This is a genomic window from Streptomyces sp. NPDC039430 (assembly GCF_055639435.1).
Genome location: NZ_JBVKAK010000017.1, coordinates 44,268 through 67,557, shown reverse-complemented (window position 1 = coordinate 67,557; position 23,290 = coordinate 44,268). Strand labels below are relative to the sequence as shown.

The 23,290-nt window shown below is 71.3% G+C and carries 18 protein-coding genes; 13 read left to right on the top strand and 5 right to left on the bottom strand.

Features of this window, described 5'->3' with window-relative positions; all coding sequences use genetic code 11:
- The 12 genes from ACZ7LS_RS30760 (at position 1) to ACZ7LS_RS30705 (ending at position 16,288) form a co-directional block, all read left to right on the top strand.
- On the top strand, positions 1-705 hold the full coding sequence (locus ACZ7LS_RS30760) for a hypothetical protein (protein WP_385136074.1): 705 nt from the start codon (positions 1-3) through the stop codon (positions 703-705).
- Complete coding sequence (locus ACZ7LS_RS30755) at positions 702-1,394, top strand: hypothetical protein (RefSeq protein WP_382524381.1); 693 nt, start codon at positions 702-704, stop codon at positions 1,392-1,394. The genes ACZ7LS_RS30760 and ACZ7LS_RS30755 overlap by 4 nt, the downstream gene beginning before the upstream one ends.
- Before the next feature lie 6 nt (positions 1,395-1,400).
- Entirely contained in the window at positions 1,401-1,760 is a 360-nt protein-coding gene (locus ACZ7LS_RS30750) for a LysM peptidoglycan-binding domain-containing protein (protein WP_382524379.1), read from the top strand.
- Positions 1,753-2,892, top strand: coding sequence for a hypothetical protein (locus ACZ7LS_RS30745; protein WP_385136072.1), 1,140 nt, complete (start codon positions 1,753-1,755; stop codon positions 2,890-2,892). The genes ACZ7LS_RS30750 and ACZ7LS_RS30745 overlap by 8 nt, the downstream gene beginning before the upstream one ends.
- Before the next feature lie 18 nt (positions 2,893-2,910).
- The gene (locus tag ACZ7LS_RS30740; protein ID WP_382675362.1) at positions 2,911-3,435 is read left to right on the top strand and encodes a phage baseplate assembly protein V; all 525 of its coding nucleotides are present in this window, start codon (positions 2,911-2,913) and stop codon (positions 3,433-3,435) included.
- Between the two features lie 96 nt (positions 3,436-3,531).
- Positions 3,532-3,867, top strand: coding sequence for a hypothetical protein (locus tag ACZ7LS_RS30735; RefSeq protein WP_382675359.1), 336 nt, complete (start codon positions 3,532-3,534; stop codon positions 3,865-3,867).
- On the top strand, positions 3,864-4,232 hold the full coding sequence (locus ACZ7LS_RS30730) for a GPW/gp25 family protein (RefSeq protein ID WP_030352222.1): 369 nt from the start codon (positions 3,864-3,866) through the stop codon (positions 4,230-4,232). The genes ACZ7LS_RS30735 and ACZ7LS_RS30730 overlap by 4 nt, the downstream gene beginning before the upstream one ends.
- A complete protein-coding gene (locus ACZ7LS_RS30725; RefSeq protein WP_385136070.1) occupies positions 4,229-7,558 on the top strand; it encodes a putative baseplate assembly protein in 3,330 nt (1,109 codons plus the stop codon). Before ACZ7LS_RS30730 ends, ACZ7LS_RS30725 begins: the two co-directional genes overlap by 4 nt.
- Positions 7,555-11,457 (top strand): putative baseplate assembly protein, encoded by a 3,903-nt coding sequence (locus ACZ7LS_RS30720; RefSeq protein WP_385136067.1) that lies wholly within the window; start codon positions 7,555-7,557, stop codon positions 11,455-11,457. Before ACZ7LS_RS30725 ends, ACZ7LS_RS30720 begins: the two co-directional genes overlap by 4 nt.
- Positions 11,454-13,664 (top strand): hypothetical protein, encoded by a 2,211-nt coding sequence (locus ACZ7LS_RS30715; RefSeq protein WP_385136064.1) that lies wholly within the window; start codon positions 11,454-11,456, stop codon positions 13,662-13,664. Before ACZ7LS_RS30720 ends, ACZ7LS_RS30715 begins: the two co-directional genes overlap by 4 nt.
- Before the next feature lie 100 nt (positions 13,665-13,764).
- Positions 13,765-15,375: a DUF6519 domain-containing protein gene (locus tag ACZ7LS_RS30710; protein ID WP_385136061.1), complete on the top strand. Its 1,611-nt coding sequence runs from the start codon at positions 13,765-13,767 to the stop codon at positions 15,373-15,375.
- A gap of 31 nt (positions 15,376-15,406) precedes the next feature.
- Positions 15,407-16,288, top strand: coding sequence for a peptidoglycan-binding protein (locus tag ACZ7LS_RS30705; RefSeq protein WP_382675343.1), 882 nt, complete (start codon positions 15,407-15,409; stop codon positions 16,286-16,288).
- A gap of 231 nt (positions 16,289-16,519) precedes the next feature.
- Here the strand turns inward: ACZ7LS_RS30705 and ACZ7LS_RS30700 are convergent, their stop codons facing one another.
- The 3 genes from ACZ7LS_RS30700 to ACZ7LS_RS30690 form a co-directional block, all read right to left on the bottom strand.
- Positions 16,520-17,071: a MarR family winged helix-turn-helix transcriptional regulator gene (locus ACZ7LS_RS30700; RefSeq protein WP_382675340.1), complete on the bottom strand. Its 552-nt coding sequence runs from the start codon at positions 17,069-17,071 to the stop codon at positions 16,520-16,522.
- The gene (locus ACZ7LS_RS30695) at positions 17,071-18,993 is read right to left on the bottom strand and encodes an MFS transporter (RefSeq protein WP_385136058.1); all 1,923 of its coding nucleotides are present in this window, start codon (positions 18,991-18,993) and stop codon (positions 17,071-17,073) included. The genes ACZ7LS_RS30700 and ACZ7LS_RS30695 overlap by 1 nt, the downstream gene beginning before the upstream one ends.
- Positions 18,994-19,106: 113 nt before the next feature.
- Positions 19,107-19,952 carry a GNAT family N-acetyltransferase gene (locus ACZ7LS_RS30690; RefSeq protein ID WP_382675334.1) on the bottom strand — a complete coding sequence of 282 codons (846 nt, stop codon included), beginning with the start codon at positions 19,950-19,952 and terminating at the stop codon, positions 19,107-19,109.
- A 143-nt stretch (positions 19,953-20,095) separates the two neighbouring features.
- Between ACZ7LS_RS30690 and ACZ7LS_RS30685 the strand changes: the two genes are divergently transcribed.
- Positions 20,096-21,328: a serine hydrolase domain-containing protein gene (locus ACZ7LS_RS30685; RefSeq protein WP_385136054.1), complete on the top strand. Its 1,233-nt coding sequence runs from the start codon at positions 20,096-20,098 to the stop codon at positions 21,326-21,328.
- 130 nt (positions 21,329-21,458) lie between these two features.
- On the opposite strand, the gene ACZ7LS_RS30680 is transcribed toward ACZ7LS_RS30685, so the two are convergent.
- Positions 21,459-22,298, bottom strand: a complete 840-nt coding sequence (locus ACZ7LS_RS30680) for a phosphate ABC transporter ATP-binding protein (RefSeq protein ID WP_382524351.1) — start codon at positions 22,296-22,298, stop codon at positions 21,459-21,461.
- A 21-nt stretch (positions 22,299-22,319) separates the two neighbouring features.
- Positions 22,320-23,270 carry a sortase gene (locus tag ACZ7LS_RS30675; RefSeq protein WP_382969724.1) on the bottom strand — a complete coding sequence of 317 codons (951 nt, stop codon included), beginning with the start codon at positions 23,268-23,270 and terminating at the stop codon, positions 22,320-22,322.
- Positions 23,271-23,290: the final 20 nt, after the last annotated feature.

Here is a 23,290-nt window from a genome sequence, read left to right as displayed (position 1 = left end):
ATGACGGATCCTCTGACACAGAGCGAGACTTTGCAGACCGAATCGATCAGGGAACTCGCGCGAAGCTCGCTGTTCGATGTGACATGCAGGCAGGAAGACATCACATTCCCACTGGCGACCTTCGATCCCCTGTCGGATGAGAGCCCGGAGTGGGCGGATGTGATGCTCAGCGATGAGCTCAAAGAGTGCGCGCTACGGTTCGTACATCTCTCATGTGAATGGTCCCTGGCGTCACAGGATCGGAAGTGCACCGGCGAGTTCAGCCTTCCTCACCTTTACCTGGCCATCACCGGAGACCCACCACGGCACAACGACCTGGCCATGGAGAGCGAGCGAGCACTGCTCGCCGGCCTCCGGATGATCGACTCGGCTCCGCACCGGGCCACGGGTGAAGCCGCTTTCATCCGGCTGGAGCCACACAAAGAAACGCTGGAGATCTGGTACCAGGACCGGTATCTGTTCGACGAGCAGATCAACACCCAGGGCTTCCTGAGGATGGAACTCAACTATTGCCAGTATCTGGACACCCTGCGCCTCACCAAGGGGGCGTTTGGCTGGCAGATGCTGTTCGTGGATGCTTCTCTGCGCGACGGCGGATTCCGCGCGCACGTGGAAAATCTGACGACGATGCTCGAGACGTTCCCCGCTGTGTTTCCGCAATACGACTACACGTCCTTGACAAACCGTCTGGAGGCCCGGCTGTGACTCGCTACGCGGATATTCCCAAGCCCATCCGGTCCGGGATCGTCATCGTCGATCCCGAGCGCGGCACGCCCCAGCGCATCATCGTGCTGCAGTTCAATCCCGACACCCTCGAACGCTCCGTCGCGCCCCAGGCCGCCGGGGGTAGTGGGGACTCCGGCGGAGGGGGGAGTGGAAGCGGGGATCGGAATGAGGCGCTGCGGCTCAAGGGGCCGGCGCAGGAGACGTGGAAGTTCACCGCTGAGATCGACGCGACCGATCAGCTGGATGTCGCCGCGCCCGATGGGATTCATCCTCAGCTCGCCGTCCTCGAGATGCTGGTGCAGCCCACCACGGCGCAGTTACGGGCCGCGTCCCGCCTGGCGCAGAACGGGACCATCGAGATCAGTCCGATCGAGACGCCGCTGACGCTCTTCACCTGGGGCAGTAAGCGCGTCATGCCCGTGCGGCTGACCGAGCTGTCGATCAATGAGTCGGCGTTCGACGTGAATCTGAACCCCATACGGGCCTCGCTCGGCATCGGGCTGAAGGTGCTGACGGTCAGTGATCTGCCCGCCGGGCATCGCGGGGCCGAGTTGTATCTCGCGCATCTGGCGCAGAAGGAGCGGCTGGCCGCTCGGGTAGCGGCGGGGCAGCTCGGGGCTCTGGGGCTGAGTGGTGGCGTTGGCGGCGGTATCGGGATGGGGAGGTAGGCCACAGTGATCGAGCCGTATGAGAGTGCGTTGGACGGGATACCCGGGGCTCATCCGTACCCCCGTTCCAGTCGGTATCACGACGCCGAGATCGGGGTGCACCAGCAGCCGGACGGGACCGAGGTGCGGTATACGAAGCGGCGGTTGCTGCCTCCGCTGGGGGACGGGCGGGCGAGCGCGCCTCATGTCGTCAGTGATGGGGAGCGGCCCGACCATCTCGGGCAGCGGTATTTCGGCGATCCCGGCCAGTGGTGGCAGATCGCCGACGCCAACCCCGTACTCGATCCACGCGAGTTGACCGACGAGCCGGGGCGGGTGATCGGGATTCCGCTGCCCGGCGGTGCCGTGGGGAACGGCCATGGCTGACGAGCCGATCGGGACCGGGCCCGTCCATCTCACCCTCCGCATGGGCCCCAAGCTCACCCGTCCCGTCCCCGCCGAGGTCAGTGAGGCGCTGCTGTCCGCGCAGATCACGATGACGGCCGGGGAGCGGAGCGGGTTCCAGATCGCCTTCGATCTGACGAAGACCGGCATGATCACGCGGCGGCTGCTGCCCGAGGGGTTCTTCGATCCGCGCACGCGAGTGATCGTCACGGCGTCGGTCAAGGGGACCACGACCGTGCTGCTCGACGGGCTGATCGTGCGTCAGGAGGTCGGGGCCAGTAATCAGCCGGGGCAGACGACACTCACGGTCACCGGCGAGGACCTCACCCTGCTCATGGACCTGGAGGAGCGGACCGACCGGTATCCCAATCTCGCGCCCTCGCAGCGCGTCGAGCGGATCCTCGCGAAGTACGCCGACTACGGGATCGACGCGCGCATCATCCGTGAGCAGATTCAGCAGCCGGCCCGGGAGCAGTACCGCGTCGACTACCAGACCGGGACCGATCTCCAGTATGTGAACGAGCTGGCCAAGGCCAATGGCTACACCTTCTATCTCGATCCGGGGCCCGTGCCCGGCCGGTCCAGCGCGTTCTGGGGGCCCGAGCAGCGGCTCGGGCAGCGTCAGCACGCGCTCAATGTGAATATGGACAACAACTCGACCGTCGACCAGCTGACGTTCGCGTACGACGGGACCGCCCGCGAGGAGCCGCAGGCGCGCGTGCAGGACCCCGCGTCGCGCGACTCCACACTGCTCGCCCAGCCCGACATCAGCCCGTTGCGGCCACCGCTGGGCCGCCGGGCCACCCCGGCGCTCAAGCGCAAGACCCTCTCCGGTACGGCGAAGAAGGACTTCGGGCAGGCGAGTGCCGAGGCTCTCGCCAGGGCCGCGACCTCGGCCGACGCGATCTCCGGATCCGGGTCACTGGATGTCAACCGGCATGGATACGTACTGCGGCCAAGGGAGTTGGTGGGCGTCAGAGGGGCCGGGGTGACCTACGACGGCGACTACTACGTCAAGAGCGTCACCCACAACCTCAGGCCCGGCTCGTATCAGCAGAACTTCACGCTCACCCGCGAGGGCCTCATCGCCCGCAGCACGACCGTTCGCCCGTAGGGACCAGGAGACTTTCGTATGGCGGCACCGAACAACCGCTTCCTCGGCAAGTTCCGCGGCCGTGTGATCGACAACAAGGATCCGCTCAGGATCGGCAGGATCACGGCCCAGGTGCCGGATGTGCTGGGCGACGAGGCGTCGACCTGGGCGCTGCCCTGCCTGCCCTTCACCGGGCGGCGGTCGGGGCAGTACGCCGTCCCGGAGATCGGCGCCGGGGTGTGGGTGGAGTTCGAGCAGGGAGATCCCAGCTTCCCCGTCTGGACGGGGTGTTGGTACGGGGACGCCTCGGAGCTGCCGCCCCGCGCGAGCGCGGAACTGCCCGCCTCGCAACCGGTGGTGATCCAGACCCCCGGCGCCCACAAGCTGGTGATGTCGGACGTGCCCGGCGGCGACGGGATCCTGCTGGAGGCCAAGGGCGGTGCGTACGTCCGGATCGACGAGAAGGGCGTGACCATCGGCAACGGCAAGGGGGCGTCCATCGTGCTGATCGGCGACGAGGTCAGCATCAACGAGGGCCGGCTGATCGTGCCGAAGAAGCGATGAAGAAGCGATAGCGACGGCGATACAGCGATGACAGCGATGACAGCGACGAAGACGAAGACAAAGACGATGACGACGAACACCACGGGGAGAGGTCTGTTGTCCGGGAATGTTGTGAACGGTGGGTCCACGATCAGCTGTCCGCACGGCGGCCGGGTCGTACCCGCCGCCGCCCGGTCGTCCGGTGTACGGGTCGACGGCCTGCCGGTGCCCACCGCCACCGACGTCTTCACCGTCAGCGGCTGCCCGCACCTCATCGACGGGGTCCCCCATCCGTGTGTCACGGTCCGCTGGACGCCGGAGCGCGGCGGTGTGCTGATCGACGGCGCGCCCGCGCTGCTCGACAGCACGTCCGCGCTCTGCTTCAGCGCCGCGCTGGTACCGCAGGGACCGCCGGTGGTCGCCCCCGTGACCCGGGGGGTGTCCAGCCGGTGAGGAGCGACATCGCCTTTCCCTTCCGCACCGACCGGCGCGGGCGCACCGCGCACGCCGACTACGACGACCATGTGCGGGATCTGATCGAGCAGTTGCTCTTCACCAGCCCCGGCGAACGCGTGATGCGCCCCGACTTCGGCTGCGGTCTGCTCGATCTGGTCTTCACACCCAACAGCCCGGAACTGGCCTCCGCCCTGGAGCTGTCGGTACAGGCCTCGCTCCAGCGCTGGCTGGGCGAACTCATCGAGGTGGAGGCGCTGGACGTGGTGAGCGAGGAGAACGTGGTGCGGGTGTATCTGCGCTACGTGGTGCGCTCCACCGCGAGCCGGCGCGACGAGGTGTTCGAGGGGAGCGGCCCGGTATGAGTGTGCCGAGCGATCAGCTGGTCTGCCGTACGGACGGCAGGCGTACGAAGGTACGGGCCGCGCGGCTCGGTGGTGTGGACGCGGTCGAGGTCGGTGACGACGGGCTGACCCTCACCGTCACCTTCCTCGGCAAGGCGCCCCACGGGCTCTGCCCGGAGAACATCCGGATCGACGGCGGCCGGCGGATCACCAGGATCGAGGCCGTCGAGGTGTCGGTGGAGCGTGAGGAGGACCCGGAGCTGGACGACCGGCTGTTCGTCACGCTCGACCGCACCGGCGACACCTCGCGCTACCGGCTCTCGGTGGTCGGGACGGATCCGTACGGACGGCCGGGCACCGAGCCGTTCCCCGGCTTCGACCAGCGGTACTTCTGGGCCGACTTCGACTTCCGGGCGGACTGTCCCACCCCCTTCGACTGCGCGAAGGACGAGCGGGCCGGCGGAACGGCGGCCCCGCACACCCCCGCCCCCGTCATCGACGCGGCGCCCGTCATCGACGCGGCGCCTGTCATCGACGCGGCGCCTGTCATCGACTACACGGCGCGCGACTACGACACGATCCGCCGCCTGATTCTCGACCGGCTGGCGCTGACCACTCCGGGCTGGGTCGAGCGCAACGCCGCCGACCTCGGTACCACCCTGGTCGAACTCATCGCCCACACCGCCGATCTGATCAGTCATCAGCAGGACGCGGTCGCGACGGAGGCGTATCTCGACACGGCACGGCGCCGGGTGTCCGTACGCCGCCATGTGCGGCTCATCGACTATCCGATGCACGACGGGGTCAACGCCCGCGCCTTCGTCACGGTCGAGACCGTGCGCCGGCTGACACTGCCGCCCGGTACGTTCCGCTTCGCCGCCGTCGACGTCCGTACGCCGGCGCCGCGCGACCGGCCCGAGATCGGTACGGTCATCGATGACCGGGATCTGGCCGTGCTGGACGAGCGCAGTTCGGTGGAGGTCTTCGAACCGGTCGTCGCCGAGGAGCCGTTGGTCCTCTCCCCCGGACACAACACCATCCGTTTCTGGACCTGGGGCGACGAGGTGTGCGCGCTGCCCAGGGGAGCCACCGCCGCCACGCTCCGTGACGAGTGGGCGGACAACGAGTCGGCGGACAAGGAGCCGACGGAGAAGGAGCCGGCGAAGAAGCAGTCCCCGGAGAAGGAGTGTGTGTCCCGGACGCTGGAGCTGTCACCGGGCGATCTGCTGGTGATCGAGGAGGTACGGGGACCGCGTTCCGGGACGCCGGGCGACGCCGATCCGGCGCACCGGCAGGCCGTACGCCTCACCTCCGTCACTCCGGGCGTGGACCGGCTGACGGACCAGCCCGTCCTGGAGGTCACCTGGGCGCGGGAGGACGCGCTCGCCTTCCCCGTCTGTCTGTCCACACGCGGCGGCCCCGGCTGTGAGCCGGTCGAGGATGTGAGCGTGGCGCGCGGGAATGTCGTGCTCGTCGACCACGGCCGTTCGCCGGCCTTCCACGGCGGCGCGGCCCAGACGGTCACCGTCCCGCCGGCGCCCGCCGTCCTCGGTTCCTGTGAGCCGTCGGGCTTCGGCTGCCGGGACGGGGACGCGGGGAACGCGACGGCCGCGCTGATCAACACCCGTATCAACCAGACGCGTTGCGGCCGGTCACTGACGGCTAATCAGATGCGCGAGCTGTTCACCGTCGTCGGCGAGGAGGCGACGGTACGCGCCGGACTCACGCTGGAGCTGGCGGGGCGCCGGCGGGAGAAGGTCGTCCCCGGCACCGCGTACGCCCAGGCGGAGGCGCTGGCGACCCTGCTGGCGCAGGTCACCTATCCGGGCATCCGGCCGCGCTTCCGGCCGGTGCTCGACCGCTCCCCCGTTGTCCAGTCCGTACCGTTCCCTGAGCCCCGGCATGTCTCGGCCGGACAGGCCGACAGGCTGGCGGCCATCGGGGGCCGGGTGCGGGCGCGGCTGGTGGAGCTGTGGCGCGGCGCCCGCGATCACGACGAACTGACGGACCGTGAGATCGCCGAGCTGACCGTGCTGTTCGGGCCCCGGGTGCTGGAACGTATCGAGCTGCGGCGCCATCCGGTGCGCGCGCTGCGTGAGTTGCTGCACCGCGCCGAGCGTCTGCTCGCCGCGAAGCTGCGACGGCTGGAGGTGCTGGGCGCGCGGGCGCGGGCGGGCGCGGTGCTCGACGGCACCATCGCCTGGGAGATCGCGCACAGTTGGGGCCCGGCGTACGCGGTCGGGCTGCATCCCGGTGAGGCGGTGCTGCGCGGACCCGCCGCGGCCCTCGTACAGGATCCGCGGGCCGCGCTGCCCGCGGTGCGTGTCATGGACGGTGACACGCCCTGGGCGCCCCGGCGCGATCTGCTCTCCAGCGGCCCGCGCGACCGGCACTTCGTCGGTGAGCTGGAGGACGACGGGCGGATCGCCCTGCGTTTCGGCGACGGGCGGCACGGCGCGCGTCCGCGACCCGGGGCCCGGCTGGAGCTGCACTACCGGCTCGGCGGTGGCACGGCGGGCAATGTCGGCGCGGAGGCCATCAACCATCTGGTGCTGTGCCGTGACCCGGACGCGTCCGACGCCGGGGAGCCGATGCCCGTGGCGGGGGTGCGCAATCCGCTGCCGGCCGTCGGCGGCACGGAGCCGGAACCCATCGATCAGGTACGCCAGCTGGCGCCGCTCGGCCTCAAGCGCTCGCGGCTGCGCGCCGTCACCGCCGAGGACTACGCGGCGCTGGCGGAGGGGCTCCCGGGGGTGCGGCGCGCGGCGGCGGAGATCCGCTGGACGGGCGGTGTCCAGGAGGCGCATGTCGCCATCGGCGCGCTGGGGAACGGTGATCCCTCCCCCGAGCTGCTCGACTCGGTGTCGTACGCGCTGGAGAGCTACCGCAGGATCGGCCATGACCTGGTCGTCGGCCCCGCCAGGAACGTACCGCTGGACATCGCTCTCACGGTGTGTGCCGCGCCCGGCCACCAGCACGGGCAGATCCTGGCCGAGCTGTACCGGCTGCTGGGCGGCCGCCGGCTGCCGGGCGGCCGGCCCGGCTTCTTCCACCCCGACGCGCTGACCTTCGGCGAGCCGGTGCGGCTCAGCAGGCTGGTCGCCGCGGCGGCGGCCGTACAGGGCGTGGAGAGCGTACGGGTGACCCGGCTGACCCGGCTCTTCGACGAGGCTCCCGCCCATCATGCCGACACGGACGGCACGGACGATACGGACGGCACGGACGACACGGCACTGGACGAAGGCGTGCTGCGGCTCGGCCCGCTGGAGATCGCGCGGTGCGACAACGACCCGGACCGGCCCGAGAACGGCCGGCTGTCCATCGAACTGGCCGGAGGCGCACGATGAGAGACACCCGCACCTGCGGCTGCGGCCGCGGTGGGCACGACGAGCGCCACGCGCCCCCGCCGCTGTACAACCCGCCGGGCAGGACGGCCCTCGACTACCGCGTCGGTGAGTACGGCTCGTTCCTCGCGGCCATGCTCGACCGGCTGGCCTCCCCCGGCTACCCCGCGCTGCGCGGGCTGACCGTCCGTACCCCGGACGACCCGGCGATCGGGCTGCTCGACTCCTGGGCGGTCGTCGGTGACCTCCTCACGTTCCACTCCGAGCGGATCGCCGAGGAGGGGTATCTCCGTACGGCGCGTGAGTACCGCTCGCTCGCCCTGCTGGGGCGGCTGGTCGGGCACCGGCCGCGGCCCGGCATCGCCGCCGACACCCATCTCGCGTACACCCTGGACCGCGATCCGCGCGCCGGGGACCTGCCGGTGCTGATCCCGCGCGGCGCGCGCAGCAACAGCGTGCCCGCCTCGGCGGACGAGGAGTCGCGGACGTTCGAGACCAGTGAGGACCTGACGGCCCGCTGGGCCTGGAACGAGCTGGCGGTACGCCGGCGCCGCCCCGCCCTGCTCACCCCGGACGACCTTCCCAGGCGGTCCGAGATCCAGGTGTCCGGCACGGCCACCTCGCTCCGGACCGGCGACAGGCTGCTGTTCGTCTTCGCCGCGGACGGGGAGACGGCCGGGGTGCGGCGGCTGCTGCCGGTCGCGCGGGTCCGGATCGACCGGGACGACGAGGTGACGGCGATCGGGCTGCCGCAGTCCGCGCCGCCGTCGCTCGCCGAGCTGGTGGCGGAGCTGCGCGAGTGGATCACCGAGGACGGGCGGGAGGCCGAGGAGGGCGATCCCACCCCCGAGAACCCCAATCCGCGCCCGGTCAGCCTGATCATCGAGGAGTTCGACGCTCAGGTGCTGGCGCCGCTGCGCGGCGAGCTGGACGGCATCGCGTCCCCGGCGGCGTTCGCCCGGCGGCTCGCGGATCCGCATGAGCGGCTGACCGAGGCACAGGCCGTGGCGGCTCCGTACGAGGAAGTCGTTGCCTGGTTCGAGCAGTTGGAGGCGGTGGTCGGCGAACTGATGGAGCGGGCGGCCGCGTTGGAGCCCTCGCAGCCCGTGCCGCCGGCCCCGGCGGACGTCTCCCCGTACGCCTCCGCGGGCACCACCACGGGCACCCCCGTACGCGCCACCGCGAACGCCGGGGGTGGCACCCCCGTACACGCACCCGCGAACGCCGGGGGTGGCACCCCCGTACACGCACCCGCGAACGCCGGGGCGGCGGACTCCCCCGCGATGCGGGCGCTCGGCGCCGTCCTGCCCGCGCTGCGCTCCCGGGTCGTCACACCCGCGCCGGGGGCACGCGCGCTCCCGCACGACCCGGCGCGGCTCTTCGCGCCGGGCTCCGACCTCGGCGCACGGCTCCTCTCCGCCCTCGACCCTCGTATCGCGGACGGGATGTACACGGCGTGGCGCAACGCTGCCCCGGCCGTGCCCGCGCTGCTGCGCGAGCTCCAGGCGATGCGGGTGACCGGGGCCCCGTTCGGGGCGACGGCGCCGCTCAAGCCCGTCCAGGACGAGCGCGGGCGGGTCATCCGGCAGACCGACTGGCCGCTGGGCGGCTCGTCCCTCACCACCATGCGGATCGTGTACGACGCCGCGGGCCGGGTGCCGGTACGCGCCGAGTTCCAGCACACGGAGACCGGCTCGTCCGTTCAGCGGTCGGAGAATCTGCCCGCCGAGATCACCTTCGAGCTGGCGCCGGGACGGGTCTCGCTGGTGACGCGTACCGCCCAGGACCGCGATCTGAGCTGGCTCTCCCGGCGCCCGGCGGACTCCCAGGAGCCGGGCGTGACCGCACAGTTGCTGCCCGGTCTGCCGGAGCGGACGCTCTTCGTCTCCCGGCCGGGCGAGGACGGCCGGGTCCATGTGGCCGTGCACAACGGCGAGGCACTGGAGTGGTGGCTCGCTCCCGGCGAGCACAAGCAGGTCACTCACGCCGGGCTTGAGCTGACCGTGCGGTACACCGTCGGCGGCGAGCCCGCGAATGTCGAGATCGGTCTCGCGACCGTTCCCGAGCGGGCCAACCGCCATGTGCTGCCGCTCGATTCCGTCCAGGACGGCATCACGGTCGGCAGCTGGATCGTGGTCGAGCGTCCCCGCAAGGGCGCCGAGGGGCCCGACGGGATCCCGGGCGACAGGAAGCTCGCGTTCCTGACCACCCGTGTGACCGCCGTACGCACCGCCGCGTACACCGACTACGGCATCACCGGCCGGGGCACCGAACTGACGCTCGCCGACCCCTGGCTGGACGAGCACGACGTCCTGCTCTCCACGATCCGTGACACCACCGTGCACGCGGGCGGTGAGGCGCTGCGGCTCGCCGACGAGCCGCTGGGCGAGGACGTCCACGGCAATGAACTCGAACTGGCCGAGCTGTACGACGGGTTGGCGCCGGGGCGGTATCTGATCGTGTCGGGCGAGCGCACCGACATTCCGCACACGGCCGGGGTACGGGGCACCGAACTGGCCATGATCGCGGCGGTGGAACAGGCGCTGGACCCCGGGCTGCCCGGTGACCACGTCCATACGAGGCTCACGCTCACCACGGACCTGGCCCACCGCTACCGCCGTGACACGGTGCGCGTCCAGGGCAATGTGGTGCCCGCGTCACACGGCGAGAGCCGCGACGAGCCGATCGGCAGCGGCGACGCCGGCCGGATCAACCAGACGTTCGCGCTCTGGCAGTCGCCGCTGACCTGGCTGCCGGCCGACAATCCGCTGGGCGCCACGCCCACCCTGGAGGTACGGGTCGACGGTCTGCTCTGGCACGCGGTGGACAGCCTGGCCGGTCGCGGTCCGCGCGACCGGGTGTATGTCACCGGCACGGCCGCGGACGGGCGTACGACGGTGACCTTCGGCGACGGGGTGTTCGGCGCCCGGCTGCCCTCCGGGCACGAGAACGTACGGGCCCGGTACCGGTTCGGCACCGGCAGCGCCGCCAATGTGCCCGCGGACCGGATCACCCAGGCCGTCACCCGGCCGCTGGGCATCACGGCCGTCACCAATCCGCAGCCCGCCACGGGCGGCGCGGACGCCGACGGTCCCGGTCTGACCCGGCGCACGATCCCGCTCGCGGTCTCCGCTCTGGACCGGCTCGTGTCCATCAGGGACTACGAGGACTTCGCCCGCTCCCGGGCGGGCATCGGCCGGGCCGCCGCCCGGGAGATCTTCGACGGGCGGCGGCGGGTGCTGCACATGACCGTCGCCGGGGCCGACGACATCCCGATCGCCGACGACTCCGAGGTGCTGGACTCCCTGCGGTCCTCGCTCGCCCGGTACGGCGACGCGCGCCTGCCCGTGCGGGTGGACGTACGCGAGTTGGTGCTGCTGCTGCTCGCGGCGCGGGTGAAGGTGGCCCGTGATCACACCTGGAGTGTGGTCGAACCCCTGCTGCGCCGGACACTGTTGCGTGAATTCGGCAGCGGGCGAAGGGAGTTGGGCCAACCGGCCCGGCTCTCGGACGTACTGGCGACGGCGCACCGCGTGCCCGGTGTGGACTATGTGGATGTCGATGTCTTCACCGGGGTACCGGCGTCCGTCACCCCGGAGGAGCTGATCGCCCTCGCGGAGCGGCTGGACCGGCCGCGCCACACGGTCCCGGCGCGGCTCGCCACGTACGACGAGGACGTGCACGTGGTCTCCGAGCGGGACGGTGAGACGCTCACCGGGATCGCCGGCCGGTACGGCATCCCGCCGGCCGAACTGCTGCGGCTGAACCCGGACATCACCGATACCCGGCGGCTCGCGCGCGGCCGGGCGGTGTGTGTCTTCCGTGGCATCAGGCCGGCCCGGCTCGCCCTGTTGTCACCGCGTGTCGCGGACACACTGATTCTGACGGAGGTCACCGCATGAGCAGGGAACCGGACGGGCTCGCGGAGCTGCTCCCGCAGTGGCACCGGCTGCGCGACGCCGAGGGCGGGGAGCCGCTGCGCGCGCTGCTCGCGGTGATCGCCGAGCAGGTCGACCGGGTCCGCGACGGGGTCGAACAGAGCTATGAGGACTGGTTCGTGGAGACCGCGGCGCCCTGGGTACTGCCGTATCTCGGCGATCTGGTCGGCTACACCCCGCTGCCCGGCTACGAGCGGGTGCTCGCGGAAGGGCTGGAGAGCGGCGGGAGCGCCGAGGAGGCGCGCGACCGGCTCGCCGAGGCCCTGGCGCCGCGCGCCGATGTCGCCGCGACGGTCGCCAACCGGCGGCGCAAGGGCACCCTGGCGCTGCTGGAGGAGCTGGCCGAGGACGTGGCGGGCCTGCCCGCACGGGCGGTGGAGTTCTCCCGGCTCCTCGCGTACCAGCAGCCGGTCAGGCTGTACGGATCGGGGACGGCGGCGGTGAACGCGCGCCGGCTGGAACGCGGCCGGCTCGTGGACGTACGGGAGGGCGCGGCGCTGGATCTCGCGGGCGGCCCGTTCGGCGCGGTCGCGCGGTCGGTGAACGTACGGCGGGCCGGCTCGGCACGTACGCGGGGCGGCCAATCACCGGCGGGTGTGGGCCTGTTCGTGTGGCGGCTGAAGCCGTACCACCTGACCGGGGCGCCCGCGTACTGCGTCGACCGGGCCCGTCACCTCTACACGTTCTCGATCCTCGGCAATGACACGCCACTGGTGACCAGGCCGGTGCCGGAGCCGTCGGCCACCCATGTCGCGGCCATCGACAACGTCCCCGCGGCCATCCGCCGCAGGCAGCTCGCCGACCGGCTCGCCGACTACTACGGACCCGGCAGGAGCTTCACGGTGTGGCGCGACGGCCAGGACGAGCCGGTGGCGCCGGCGGATCTCGTGGTGGCGGATCTGACGGACTGGCGCTACCGGCCCAGGCGCGGGCAGGTCGCCGTCGATCCGGAGCTGGGCCGCATCGCCTTCGGCTCGCGCTCCGCGCCGCGCCAGGGCGTCTGGGTCACGTACCACCACGCGTTCTCGGACGACACGGGCGGCGGCGAGTACCCGCGCGACCGGGAGACGCCGGTGTCCGCGGCGGTCTACCGGGTCGGCCCCGGCCAGCCGTACCAGCGGATCATGGACGCGTACGGGCAGTGGCGCTCGGACCGGCGGGCCGGCCACCGCGGGCCCGACGGGCTGATCGAGATCACGCACAGCGGCGCCTATCAGGAGCAGCTGGACTTCGATCTGGACCCCGGCGACCGGCTGGAGGTGCGGGCCGCCGAGGGCACCTGGCCGGTGATCCGGCTGCTCGACTGGTACAGCAACCGGCCCGACGCGCTCAACATCCGGGCGCGGGAGGAAAACCAGGCGCGGGAGGAAAGTCCGGCGCGGGACGATGACGGACGGCAGGGCGCGGGCCCGGCCCCCCGGATCGTGCTGGACGGTCTGCTGATCACCGGGCGGGGCCTCCATGTCTCCGGCCCCATGGGCGCGGTCGTGCTGCGGCACTGCACACTCGTACCGGGCTGGTCGCTGGAATCGCACTGCGCGCCGCACTCCCCCGAGGAACCGAGTCTGGTGCTGGACAGGACCACCGCGTGCGTGGAGATCGAACGGTGTGTCCTCGGCACCATCGAGGTGATCGGCGACGAGGTGGGGCACGACCCGCTGCCCCTCCATATCCGCGACAGCGTCCTGGACGCCACCGGCCATGACCGGGCGGCTCTGTCCGCCCCGGACTGCCGGCATGCCCACGCCGTGCTGCACGCGCACCGCACCACCGTCATCGGGGAGATCCACACGCACGCGGTGGCGATCGCCGAGAACTCTGTCTTCACCGGGGCGCTGCGGGTGGCCAGGCGCGGCGTCGGGTGCGTGCGGTTCTCGTACGTGTCGCCCGGCTCGCGCACCCCGCGCCGCCATCGCTGCCAGCCCGATCTGGTGGGCGGTGAGGAAGCCGCGCGGGTACGGCCGTTGTTCACCGGTGAGCGGTACGGCACGCCCGCTTACGGGCAGTTGGCGGCCGGGTGCGCGGAGGAGATCAAGCGGGGTGCCGAGGACGGCTCCGAGATGGGCGCCTTCCACGATCTCTACGAGCCGCAGCGCCTGGACAGTCTGCGGGCGCGGCTCGCCGAGTACACCCCGGCCGGTACCGACGCCGGGATCGTCACCGTGACCTGAGCCCTCCTTCCGCCCTGAGCCCTTCTCCGCCCTGTGCCCTGCGCGGCAGCCCCGTATCCCGCGCCACCGAATGCCGAACTTCCGAGGGGGACCCCTTCCCATGCACGCAGATATCTCCCGCACCACCTTCCGGCCCGACCGGCACTACTCGGCGGTGATCGCCCAGCAGGGCCGCGTCCAGCTCGACGCGGACGCCAATGAGCAGGCCGCGATCCAGCTGCACCAGGCCCGTACCCTCGCCGCCGATCTGATCGGACGGCACGGCGGTCCGCGTGGCGCCACGGGGTTCGCGCTGGGTTTCGTGGGCGGCGGCCGGGAGCTGGACGATCTGTCCATCGCGGGCGGCCGTTACTACGTGGACGGCATCCTGGTGGACGCGACCCGTCCGGCGCCCGGCGTACCCGTCGAGGATGACGCGGCCCCCGCCGAGGACGACGGCAAGGACGCTCCGGCGGCGCCGCGAGCACCGGCCACCTGGACGTACTGGGACCAGCCCGACGCCTACCGCGACCCGGAGCGGCCGGGCGACCGGCTGCCCACCCAATTCCCCTATCTGGCCTATCTGAAGGTGTGGGAGCGTACGGTCACGGCGGCCGAGGACCCGCTGCTGCGGGAGGTCGCGCTGGGCTCGGCGATGCCTGACACGGCGGCCAGGCTGAAGGTCGTGTGGCAGGTGCTGGCGCTTCCGGGCGCACGGCTTGCGCTGGATCCGGCGGACGGAACGCCGCAGGAGCAGGCCCGCGCGGCGTTCACCACGTGGGTGGCGGCGCAGGCGCCGACGGCCCGGATGGCGGCGCGCGCCCGGCGGCCCGAGCACGCGGACGAGGACCCGTGCCTGGTGAGGCCGGACGCGCGGTACCGGGGTCCGGAGAACCAGATGTACCGGGTGGAGATCCATCAGGGCGGCGCGGCGAAGGACGCGACGTTCAAATGGTCCAGGGAGAACGGTTCGGTGACCTTTCCGGTCGACGGACTCGACGGTACGTGGGTGGAGCTGGCCTCGCTCGGCGGTGACGGCAAGCTCGATCTGAACGTCGGCGACCAGGTCGAGTTCGCCGACTCCGCGTATCTGAGCAGGGGCGAGCCGCTGCCGCTGCTCAGGGTGGAGGAGGTCGACCTGCCGGGACGGCGCGTACGGCTCTCGGCCGAGCCCGACCCGTCGGTGGGGCGCCGGCCCGAGCTGCACCCGTTCCTGCGCCGCTGGGACCACCGGCCCGCGTCGCACCGGAGCGGTGGTACGGGGCAGTCGGGCCGTACGAAGCGGGGCGCCGCGAGGCCGCGCGACGGCGCGCTGCGGATCGAGGAGGGCGGCTGGCTGCCGCTGGAGGACGGCGTTCTCGTCTACTTCGAGCCGGGGAGGACGTATCGCTCCGGTGACTTCTGGACCGTTCCCGCGCGTACCGCCACCGGCGATGTGGAATGGCCCACGGACGCGGCCCGCAGGCCGCTGCTCCAGGCCCCCGGCGGGGTCCGGTACCACTACGCTCCGCTCGCCTGGGTGTTCGGCGAGGGCTCCGCCGCCGATCTGCGGCTGGCGTTCGCCCCGCTGGCCACCGCGATCCCCGCGGCGACCGAAGCCGAGCTGGCGGCGGAGACCGCGGCCGAGGAAGAGGCCGTCGCCGCGGAGCTGGCGGCGGCGGACGGCGCCACGGGACCCGCGTCGGAAGAGCCCAGCGGGGAACAGAACAGCGAGAAACCAAAAGAGGACTGACGAGCAGTCAGAGAAGCGAAGGAGCGCCACGATGGCAACACCTCTGTCCGCCACCAAACTGCTGCAAGTACTCCGTAACGAAGGTCTGCGCGTCGTCGAGCACCGGAGCTGGCGCACGCACAACCGCAACCACAAGGGTCCGTGGGGGCCGCTGCACGGAGTGATGATCCATCACACCGTGACGTCGGGTACGCAGAGTTCCGTGGAGCTCTGCTACAACGGCCATTCGAGCCTGCCGGGCCCGCTGTGCCACGGAGTGATCGCCAAGGACGGCACGGTGTATCTGGTCGGCAACGGACGGGCCAATCACGCCGGGTCCGGGGACGACGACGTGCTGCGCGCGGTGATCAACGAGTCGGCGCTGCCCGCCGACAACGAGGCCAACACCGACGGCAACCGCTACTTCTACGGCTTCGAGTGCGTCAACCTCGGCGACGGCAAGGACCCGTGGCCGGCCGCCCAGCTGGAGGCGATAGAGAAGGCCGCGGCGGCCATCTGCCGGGCGCACGGCTGGACACAGCGCTCGGTGATCGGTCATAAGGAATGGCAGCCGGGGAAGATCGATCCGCGCGGCTTCACGATGGAGTCGATGCGCACGCGGATAGGGGACCGGCTCGGCGGCAAGCCGGACGGCCCGTCGACTCCGCCGCCCAAACCCCCGGCGAAGTTCGAACCGTTCCCCGGAGCGGCCTTCTTCGCGGTCGGCCGGCGCAGCGCCGTGATCACGGCGATGGGCAAGCGGCTGGTGGCGGAGGGGTGCGGACGGTACGAGGTGGGCCCGGGGCCGGAATGGACCGAGGCCGACCGCAAGTCCTACTCCGCCTGGCAGCGCAAGCTCGGCTACTCGGGGAGCGACGCCGACGGTGTGCCGGGCAAGACGAGCTGGGACAAGCTCAAGGTGCCCAACGTCTGATCCAGGGATGTACGACCCGCGTGGCCCGCCTCCACGAGATCCGGAGGCGGGCCCCCGTCGCGGCCGGCCGTTCTCGATGAGCGCCTTGAGCCGCGGCAATGTCTTCTCGATGCCCTCGGCGTTCATCCTGGTCCTGCGGGTGCGCGCCAGGAGCGGACCGGCCGGCTACGCGTGATCGGTATCCCCCCGGGGACCGGCGACGATTCGGATACTCCGGGAGCCCGCGATGGCTCAGATTCCCTGGGGCAGTTCGCCGGGGTACGTCGCGGCGCGCTCGGACAGGGCCTCAAGCGCGGGCAGCGCGGCGTACAGGGCCCGCTGTTCCGCGTCCGTCAGCAGGGCGATCCGCTCGGCGAGGCGTGCGGCGGTCTCACGGCGTCTGGTCTCCAGTACGGTCTCGCCCGTACGGCTGAGGGCGACCAGGCTGGCGCGCTGGTCCTGTGGGTCGGGATGCCGTGCGATCCAGCCGATGCTGTCGAGCAGATCCACCATGCGGGAGACGGTGGACAGGGCGACGCCCATGCGGGCGGCGAGCTCGCTGATGCGCAGCGGGCCGTGGGCGGCGAGTGCGGCCAGGGCGGCCTGGCGGCTGGGGGTGAGATCGCCGGGGGCGCTCCGGGCACGCAGCACGGGCAGCAGGTGCTGGATCGCCAGCCGGAGCCGTCCGGCGATCTCAGCGGCCTCGGTGACCCCCATGGCATCGGTGATCTCAGCCACCTCAGCGGTCCCGGCGATCTCGGCGGAGTCCGGGTCGGGGGCAGGTGCGGGTGCGGGTTCGGTCATCACGGCCCCTCGGACGAGGGCGGCGGCGGAGGCGGAGGCGGAGGCGCGGGGGACGGCCCCACATACGGCCGTGGGGACGCATGCCCGGACGAGTGCGCGGACGAATGAGCGGACGAGTGCGCGGACGGCAGCGGCGCCGCGGCGGCCGACGGGGCCGGCGACTCCGAGGTGTCCGGCCGCCGCCCCGCCGCGGCGGGAGGCGCGGCCGGGGGACGGTCTCCGTGGACGTAGCGCCCGCCCCGGAGCAGCGAGGCGACGGCCGCGACCAGGCAGGCGGCGATCGCGAAGTCGAAGGCGACGGAGAGGCCGTCGGCGAACGGCTGGGAGATCAGCGCCGGGAAGAAGGCGCGCCCCGTCAGGTAGTCGGCGTGCCCGGCCGGCAGCTGGGCGAGCACATGGGGCCCGAGCAGCGTCTGCACGGGGTTGTATCCCAGGAGCGAGGCGAACAGCACGCCGACCGGCGGCAGCGCGGCGACCCTCGCCGCGTCGGCCGCGGGCACGCCCTGGGCGGTCAGACCGTGGGTGAGGGCTCCGGGCAGCGCCCCGGCGAGCCCCGCGATCATCAGGGAGAAGAAGACGCCGATGGAGAGCACCGTGGCGGAGTTCTGGAACGTGGTGCTGATCCCGGCGCCCACCCCGCGCTGGTCGGGCGGCAGGCTGTTCATGATGGCCGCCCGGTTGGGCGACGCGAACAGCCCCATGGCCAGCCCGTTCAGCAGCAGGATCAGGGCGAACATCGGATAGCCGAAGTCGACCGGGAGTTCCTTCAGCGCCACGAACGTGCCCGCGGCCAGCAGCATGCCGCCGGTGGCGAAGGTCCGCGCGCCGAACCGGTCGGAGGCCCAGCCGGAGAAGGGACCCGCGATCAGGAATCCGATGGTCAGGGGAAGCATGTAGATACCGGCCCAGAGCGGGGTCTCCTCGAAGCTGTAGCCGTGCCGGGGCAGCCAGATCCCCTGGAGCCAGATGATCAGGATGAACATCAGTCCGCCGCGTCCCAGCGACGCGAGCAGGCTGGCCACGTTGCCCGCGGTGAACGCGCGGATCCGGAACAGCGCCAGGTGGAACATCGGCTCGGCGACCCGCGTCTCCACCACACAGAACACCACCAGCATCGCCAGTCCCCCGCCGATCGCGGTGATCACCCAGGGGTTGGACCAGCCCATGGTGTGGCCACCGTAGGGCTGGATCCCGTAGGTGATGCCGGACAGGACGGCGATCAGACCGATGGCGAAGGTGAGATTGCCCCACCAGTCCAGCCGGGCAGGGGCGCGGACGCCGGTGTCCCGCAGTTTGAGGTACGCCCATACGGTGCCGAACAGGCCGATCGGTACGGACACCAGGAACACCAGATGCCAGTCGACGGGCCCGAGCAGACCGCCGAGGATCAGCCCGATGAAGGATCCGGCGATGCCCGCCACCTGGTTCAGCCCCAGGGCGAGCCCGCGCTGATGGGTGGGGAAGGCGTCGGTGAGGATGGCGTTGGAGTTCGCCATCAGCATCGCGCCCCCGACGCCCTGGAGGACGCGCATCCCGATGAGCCACAGCGCGCCCGCCGTGCCGTGCAGCCAGGTCACCGAGAGCAGGATGGAGAACACGGTGAAGACCGCGAACCCCAGGTTGTACATACGGACCCGGCCGTACATGTCACCGAGCCGCCCGAAGCTGACCACCAGCACGGCGGTGACCACCAGATAGCTCATGATCAGCCAGAGCAGCAGACTGGTATTGCCGGGCTGGAGCGGATCCACGCCGATGCCGCGGAAGATGTCGGGCAGCGCGATCAGCAGGATCGACATATTGATCGTCGCGATCAGGACGCCGAGTGTGGTGTTGGACAGGGCGATCCACTTGTAGCGCGGTCCCGGCTCACGGTCGGTTTCGGCCCCTGAGCCGGCCGGTTTCGCGACTGTCCACCGCACTGGGCATCACTCCCGTCGCGCGCGAAACCCGCGTCGCACGCCATCGACGGATTTACTTGCTTGACCTCAACCAATCTAATCCCGGTGCGGCGATGAGGCCAGTGCCCGGGGAATTATCCGAGCTCAAGACTGGTGACGGCGTACAGACCCGGTAGATCCATTTCGGGAACCGGTCCGGTATACATGCGCGCGGCCTCGAAGGAGGGTGTCAGTCCGAGTTCTTCCGCGAGCCGTACGGACGGCGCGTTGATATCCGGGATGTCGATCGCCACGGGCGCCCCGGGGACGGTCGCGGCCAGGCCGCTCAGCAGCGCGGCGGCGATCTCCGGGGACGCGGCGTAGAGCGGTCCGATACGGGAGGCTCCGCTGCACGGGCGGATGGCCGCGAAGCCGCGCAGTTCGCCGTCGCGCACGACGGCGAGGCTCGTACGGTCGGGCAGCCCGATCCACGAGGCGAGGAAGGCGTCACGCTCCGCCGGAAAGAACCGCCTGTCATAGGCGGCGAGTTGATCGAAGGGGATCCGGCGGGCGTCGGTCAGCGTCATTCCGTCCGGAATGCCGGTGGCCCTGGGCACGCCTTCGTAGCGGATATTGTTCCAGGCTGTGCGGAAGCCGGACTTACGGTAGTTCTCCTGCTGGTCGATCACTCCGTCGAGCCCTACGTTCCGGCCGGCCAGCCGCGCCATGGCCGCCCGCCAGACCTGGATTCCGTACCCCTTTCCACGCACGGCGGGCCGGGTGATATAGAAACCGATGAATCCGAAATCGGCGCCGTAGCGCACGGCGGAAACAGAGGCGACGGCCTCCCCGTTCAGGCGCCCGAAGATGAAGCCGCCCGGATCGGCCGGGAAGAAGGAGTGTCTGTCGGATTCACCTGGATTCCACCCCTCCTCGTCCGCCCAGGTACCGAGCTGTTCGATGTCATCGGCGTTCGCGGTCACAATCTCAAACGTCACCATCGGCCTCCAGTGCGGTGGGCTCACACCCTGCCACAGCCCGGCCCCGGGAAGACCGGAAGTGGATCAACTCTCAGCCATGCGAGAACTTTCGGCGCGGCACGGGCGTCTGTCCGGCGAACACACGCACTGACACGGGAGTTCACATGGCCATACGTACGAAACCGGCGCACCGCGGCGGCGCGCGTCGCGCGTGGACGGGCGCGCTGGCCGCGGCCGCTCTGGTGAGTACCGCGCTCACCGGCCCCGCCGTGGCCTCTTCGGCTGCTTCGGATGCCTCGGCCGCTTCGGCCGCTTCGGCCGCTTCGGTCGCCTCGGTCGCCTCGGTCGGTCACGCTGCCACCCAGCGGCAGTTGGACGCCGCCGTCAGGGACGGGGTCCCCGGCGCGCTGGCGCGGGTGACGGACCACGACGGCGTCTGGAACGGCGCCGCAGGAGTCGCGGACCGTACCACCGGACGCGAGCGGCTGCCCCGGGACAGATACCGCGTCGCCTCGCTCACCAAGACGTTCGTCGCCACCGTACTGCTCCAGCTGGAGGCCGAGGGCCGCCTCGGCCTGGACGACACCGTCGAGTCCTGGCTGCCGGGCGTGGTACGGGGCAACGGCCACGACGGGCGTACCGTCACCGTGCGGCAGCTGCTCAATCACACCAGCGGGATCTTCAACTACAACTCGGACCCGGAGTTCCGCCGGAAAGTCGCCGGAGACGGTTTTCCGACCCACCGTTATGACACGTGGCAGCCCGAGCAGTTGACCGCCCTCGCCATGAGCCATCCGCCCTACTTCGCGCCCGGTGCGGGCTTCCACTACTCCAACACCAACTACATCCTCGCCGGGATGATCGTGGAGAGGGTGACAGGACGCCCGTACGGCACCGAGATCGAGCGCCGTATCCTGAGCCCGCTCGAACTGCGTGCCACCAGCGCGCCGGGGACCGATGTACGGATGCCCCGTCCTTCGGGCCGCGCCTACTCGAAGCTGCTGTCCCAGGATCCCGCCGCGGAGATCCACGACGTGACCGAGCTGAATCCGACTCTCGCGGGGGCATCAGGATCGATGATCTCCGACTCGGCGGATCTGCAACGTTTCTACCGCGCGCTGCTCCGGGGCGAGTTGCTGCCCGCCGAGCAGCTCGGCGCGATGATGGACACCGTGGACCTGGGCGCCGGCGTACCGGCCGGGTACGGCTACGGTCTGGGATTGCTCCGTCAGGAACTGCCGTGCGGTGTGGAGATCTGGGGCCACAGCGGCGATACGCGCGGCTCGCTGTCGGCGGTCGCGATGACCCGCGACGGAAGCCACTCGATCGCCTTCAACTTCAACGCGGACTGGACGGGTGACACCGGGAAGGTCGTCGAGGCGGAGTTCTGCGGCTGACCGGGCGAGGCCGCTCGCTGCCCGTGGGGGCGACCGGTGTGCCGGTCGCCCCCATCGGTGCCGGTGCCGATCCCGGTTCTTGGTCCGGTTCCGTCCCCGCTCCCGCCCCCGGCCCCGCTCCCGCTCCCGCTCAGCCGAACCGGCCGTTGACGTAGTCCGCGGTCCTGGTGTCCTGGGGCGCGTTGAACATCGCGTCCGTGTCTCCGTGTTCGACGATCACCCCGGGTGTCCCCTGCTCCGCGAGGAAGAAGGCACAGGAGTCGGAGACGCGCGCGGCCTGCTGCATGTTGTGCGTGACGATGACGATCGTCACCTCCGTCTTCAGTTCGGCGATCGTCTCCTCGATGCGCCGCGTCGAGGTCGGGTCGAGCGCCGAGCACGGCTCGTCCATCAGCAGCACCCTCGGCCGCACCGCCAGTGACCGCGCGATGCACAACCGCTGCTGCTGGCCGCCGGAGAGAGCGCCGCCCGGCTGGCGCAGCCTGTCCTTGACCTCGCGCCAGAGCCCGGCCTTGGTGAGGCACTCCTCGACGAGGTCGTCCTTGCTGTCCCGCCCCGCCTTGATGCCATTGAGCTTCAGCCCGGCCAGGACGTTGTCGTACAGCGACATGGCGGGGAACGGATTGGGCTTCTGGAAGACCATGCCGATCTGGCGGCGGGCATGGGTGATGCGCCGTCCGCGGTCGTAGATGTCTCCCTCGTCGAGGAGCACGCGTCCGGCGAGAGCGGCGGCCGGGATCAGTTCGTGCATGCGGTTGAGGATGCGCAGGAAGGTCGACTTGCCGCAGCCCGAGGGGCCGATCAGCGCGGTGACCTCGTGCGCGGGCATGGTCAGCGAGACCCGGTCGAGCACCTTGTGGTCGCCGAACCACGCGGAGACGGCGTCGGCCCGCAGTGTGGCGGCGGTGCCGCCGCCCACTGCGGGCTGGACCAGAGTGTCGGCGAGCTGGTGCGGCGGCGTCACCGTCATGGTGGGGCAACTCCCTTTCGGTCAGAGGAGGTTCGGCAGAAGGCGGGTGGCGGCGCCGGAGACGGCGAGGCCGAGTACGGCCAGGACGGGCACCGCGCAGATCCAGGTCTGCCAGCGGCCCCACACCCGGTGTGCCCAGGCGGCGAGGAGCGCGGCGAGAAACAGTCCCTGGGTCCACAGGAAGACGGCGAGCCAGGCGCCGCCGTCGCCCTTCAGCGCTTCTTCCGCGGGACCGATCCACCCGGCACGGCGCTCGCGCGGTGGGCTGGGCTGGAGCGGCGTGGTCAGTTCGGCGTCGACGCGCAGCACCCCCGAGGGGGTGTACGGGGCGCCGGTGGCGGTGATGAGGGTGAGCCGGCCCTGGTTCCGGCCGCCACTGGGCGTGGGCAGTTCGTCACCGGCGCGCCGGCTGCCGGTGACGCGGTACTCCGCCTTGCCCTGCCCTGTCATCAGGGTGATCGTGGCGTTGTCGGGGAGCCGGTCGAGACGGGAGAACGGGCTTCCGTATCCCCACTGCCTGCCCATGATCACCGCGGTGCCCGGCTGGCCGGGCAGCGCGGTGTCACGCCGGTGCCCGGGGCCCGACATCAGCACACCGGACGTGGTGCCCTCGCCGACGACCTCGTGGACACCGAGGGCGGGGATGTCCAGCAGTGCGACGGGGGCGCCCAGGGCGAGATCCTTGCCGTCGTTGTCGAGCGGGCCCACCGGGGCCGTGCCCTCGGCGAGTTGCTTGCGCAGCTCGTCGTAGGCGATCTGCTGGTCACGGGCGTGCTGGAGATGTCCGACGACGGTGAGGTTGGCGGCGAAGCCGAGCAGTACGGCGGCGAGGACGCACAGCGCGGCCCCGGCCAGCGCCAGCCCCGGGCGGCCGGGGGCCCGTTGGGCCGCCCGGCCGCCCGGGGGCTCCGCACGCCGCCCGGATCCGGCGGGCGGTGCGGGGGCGGACGGCGGCGGTGTCAGAACGGCCACGGTGGCTGCGCTCCTCGCTG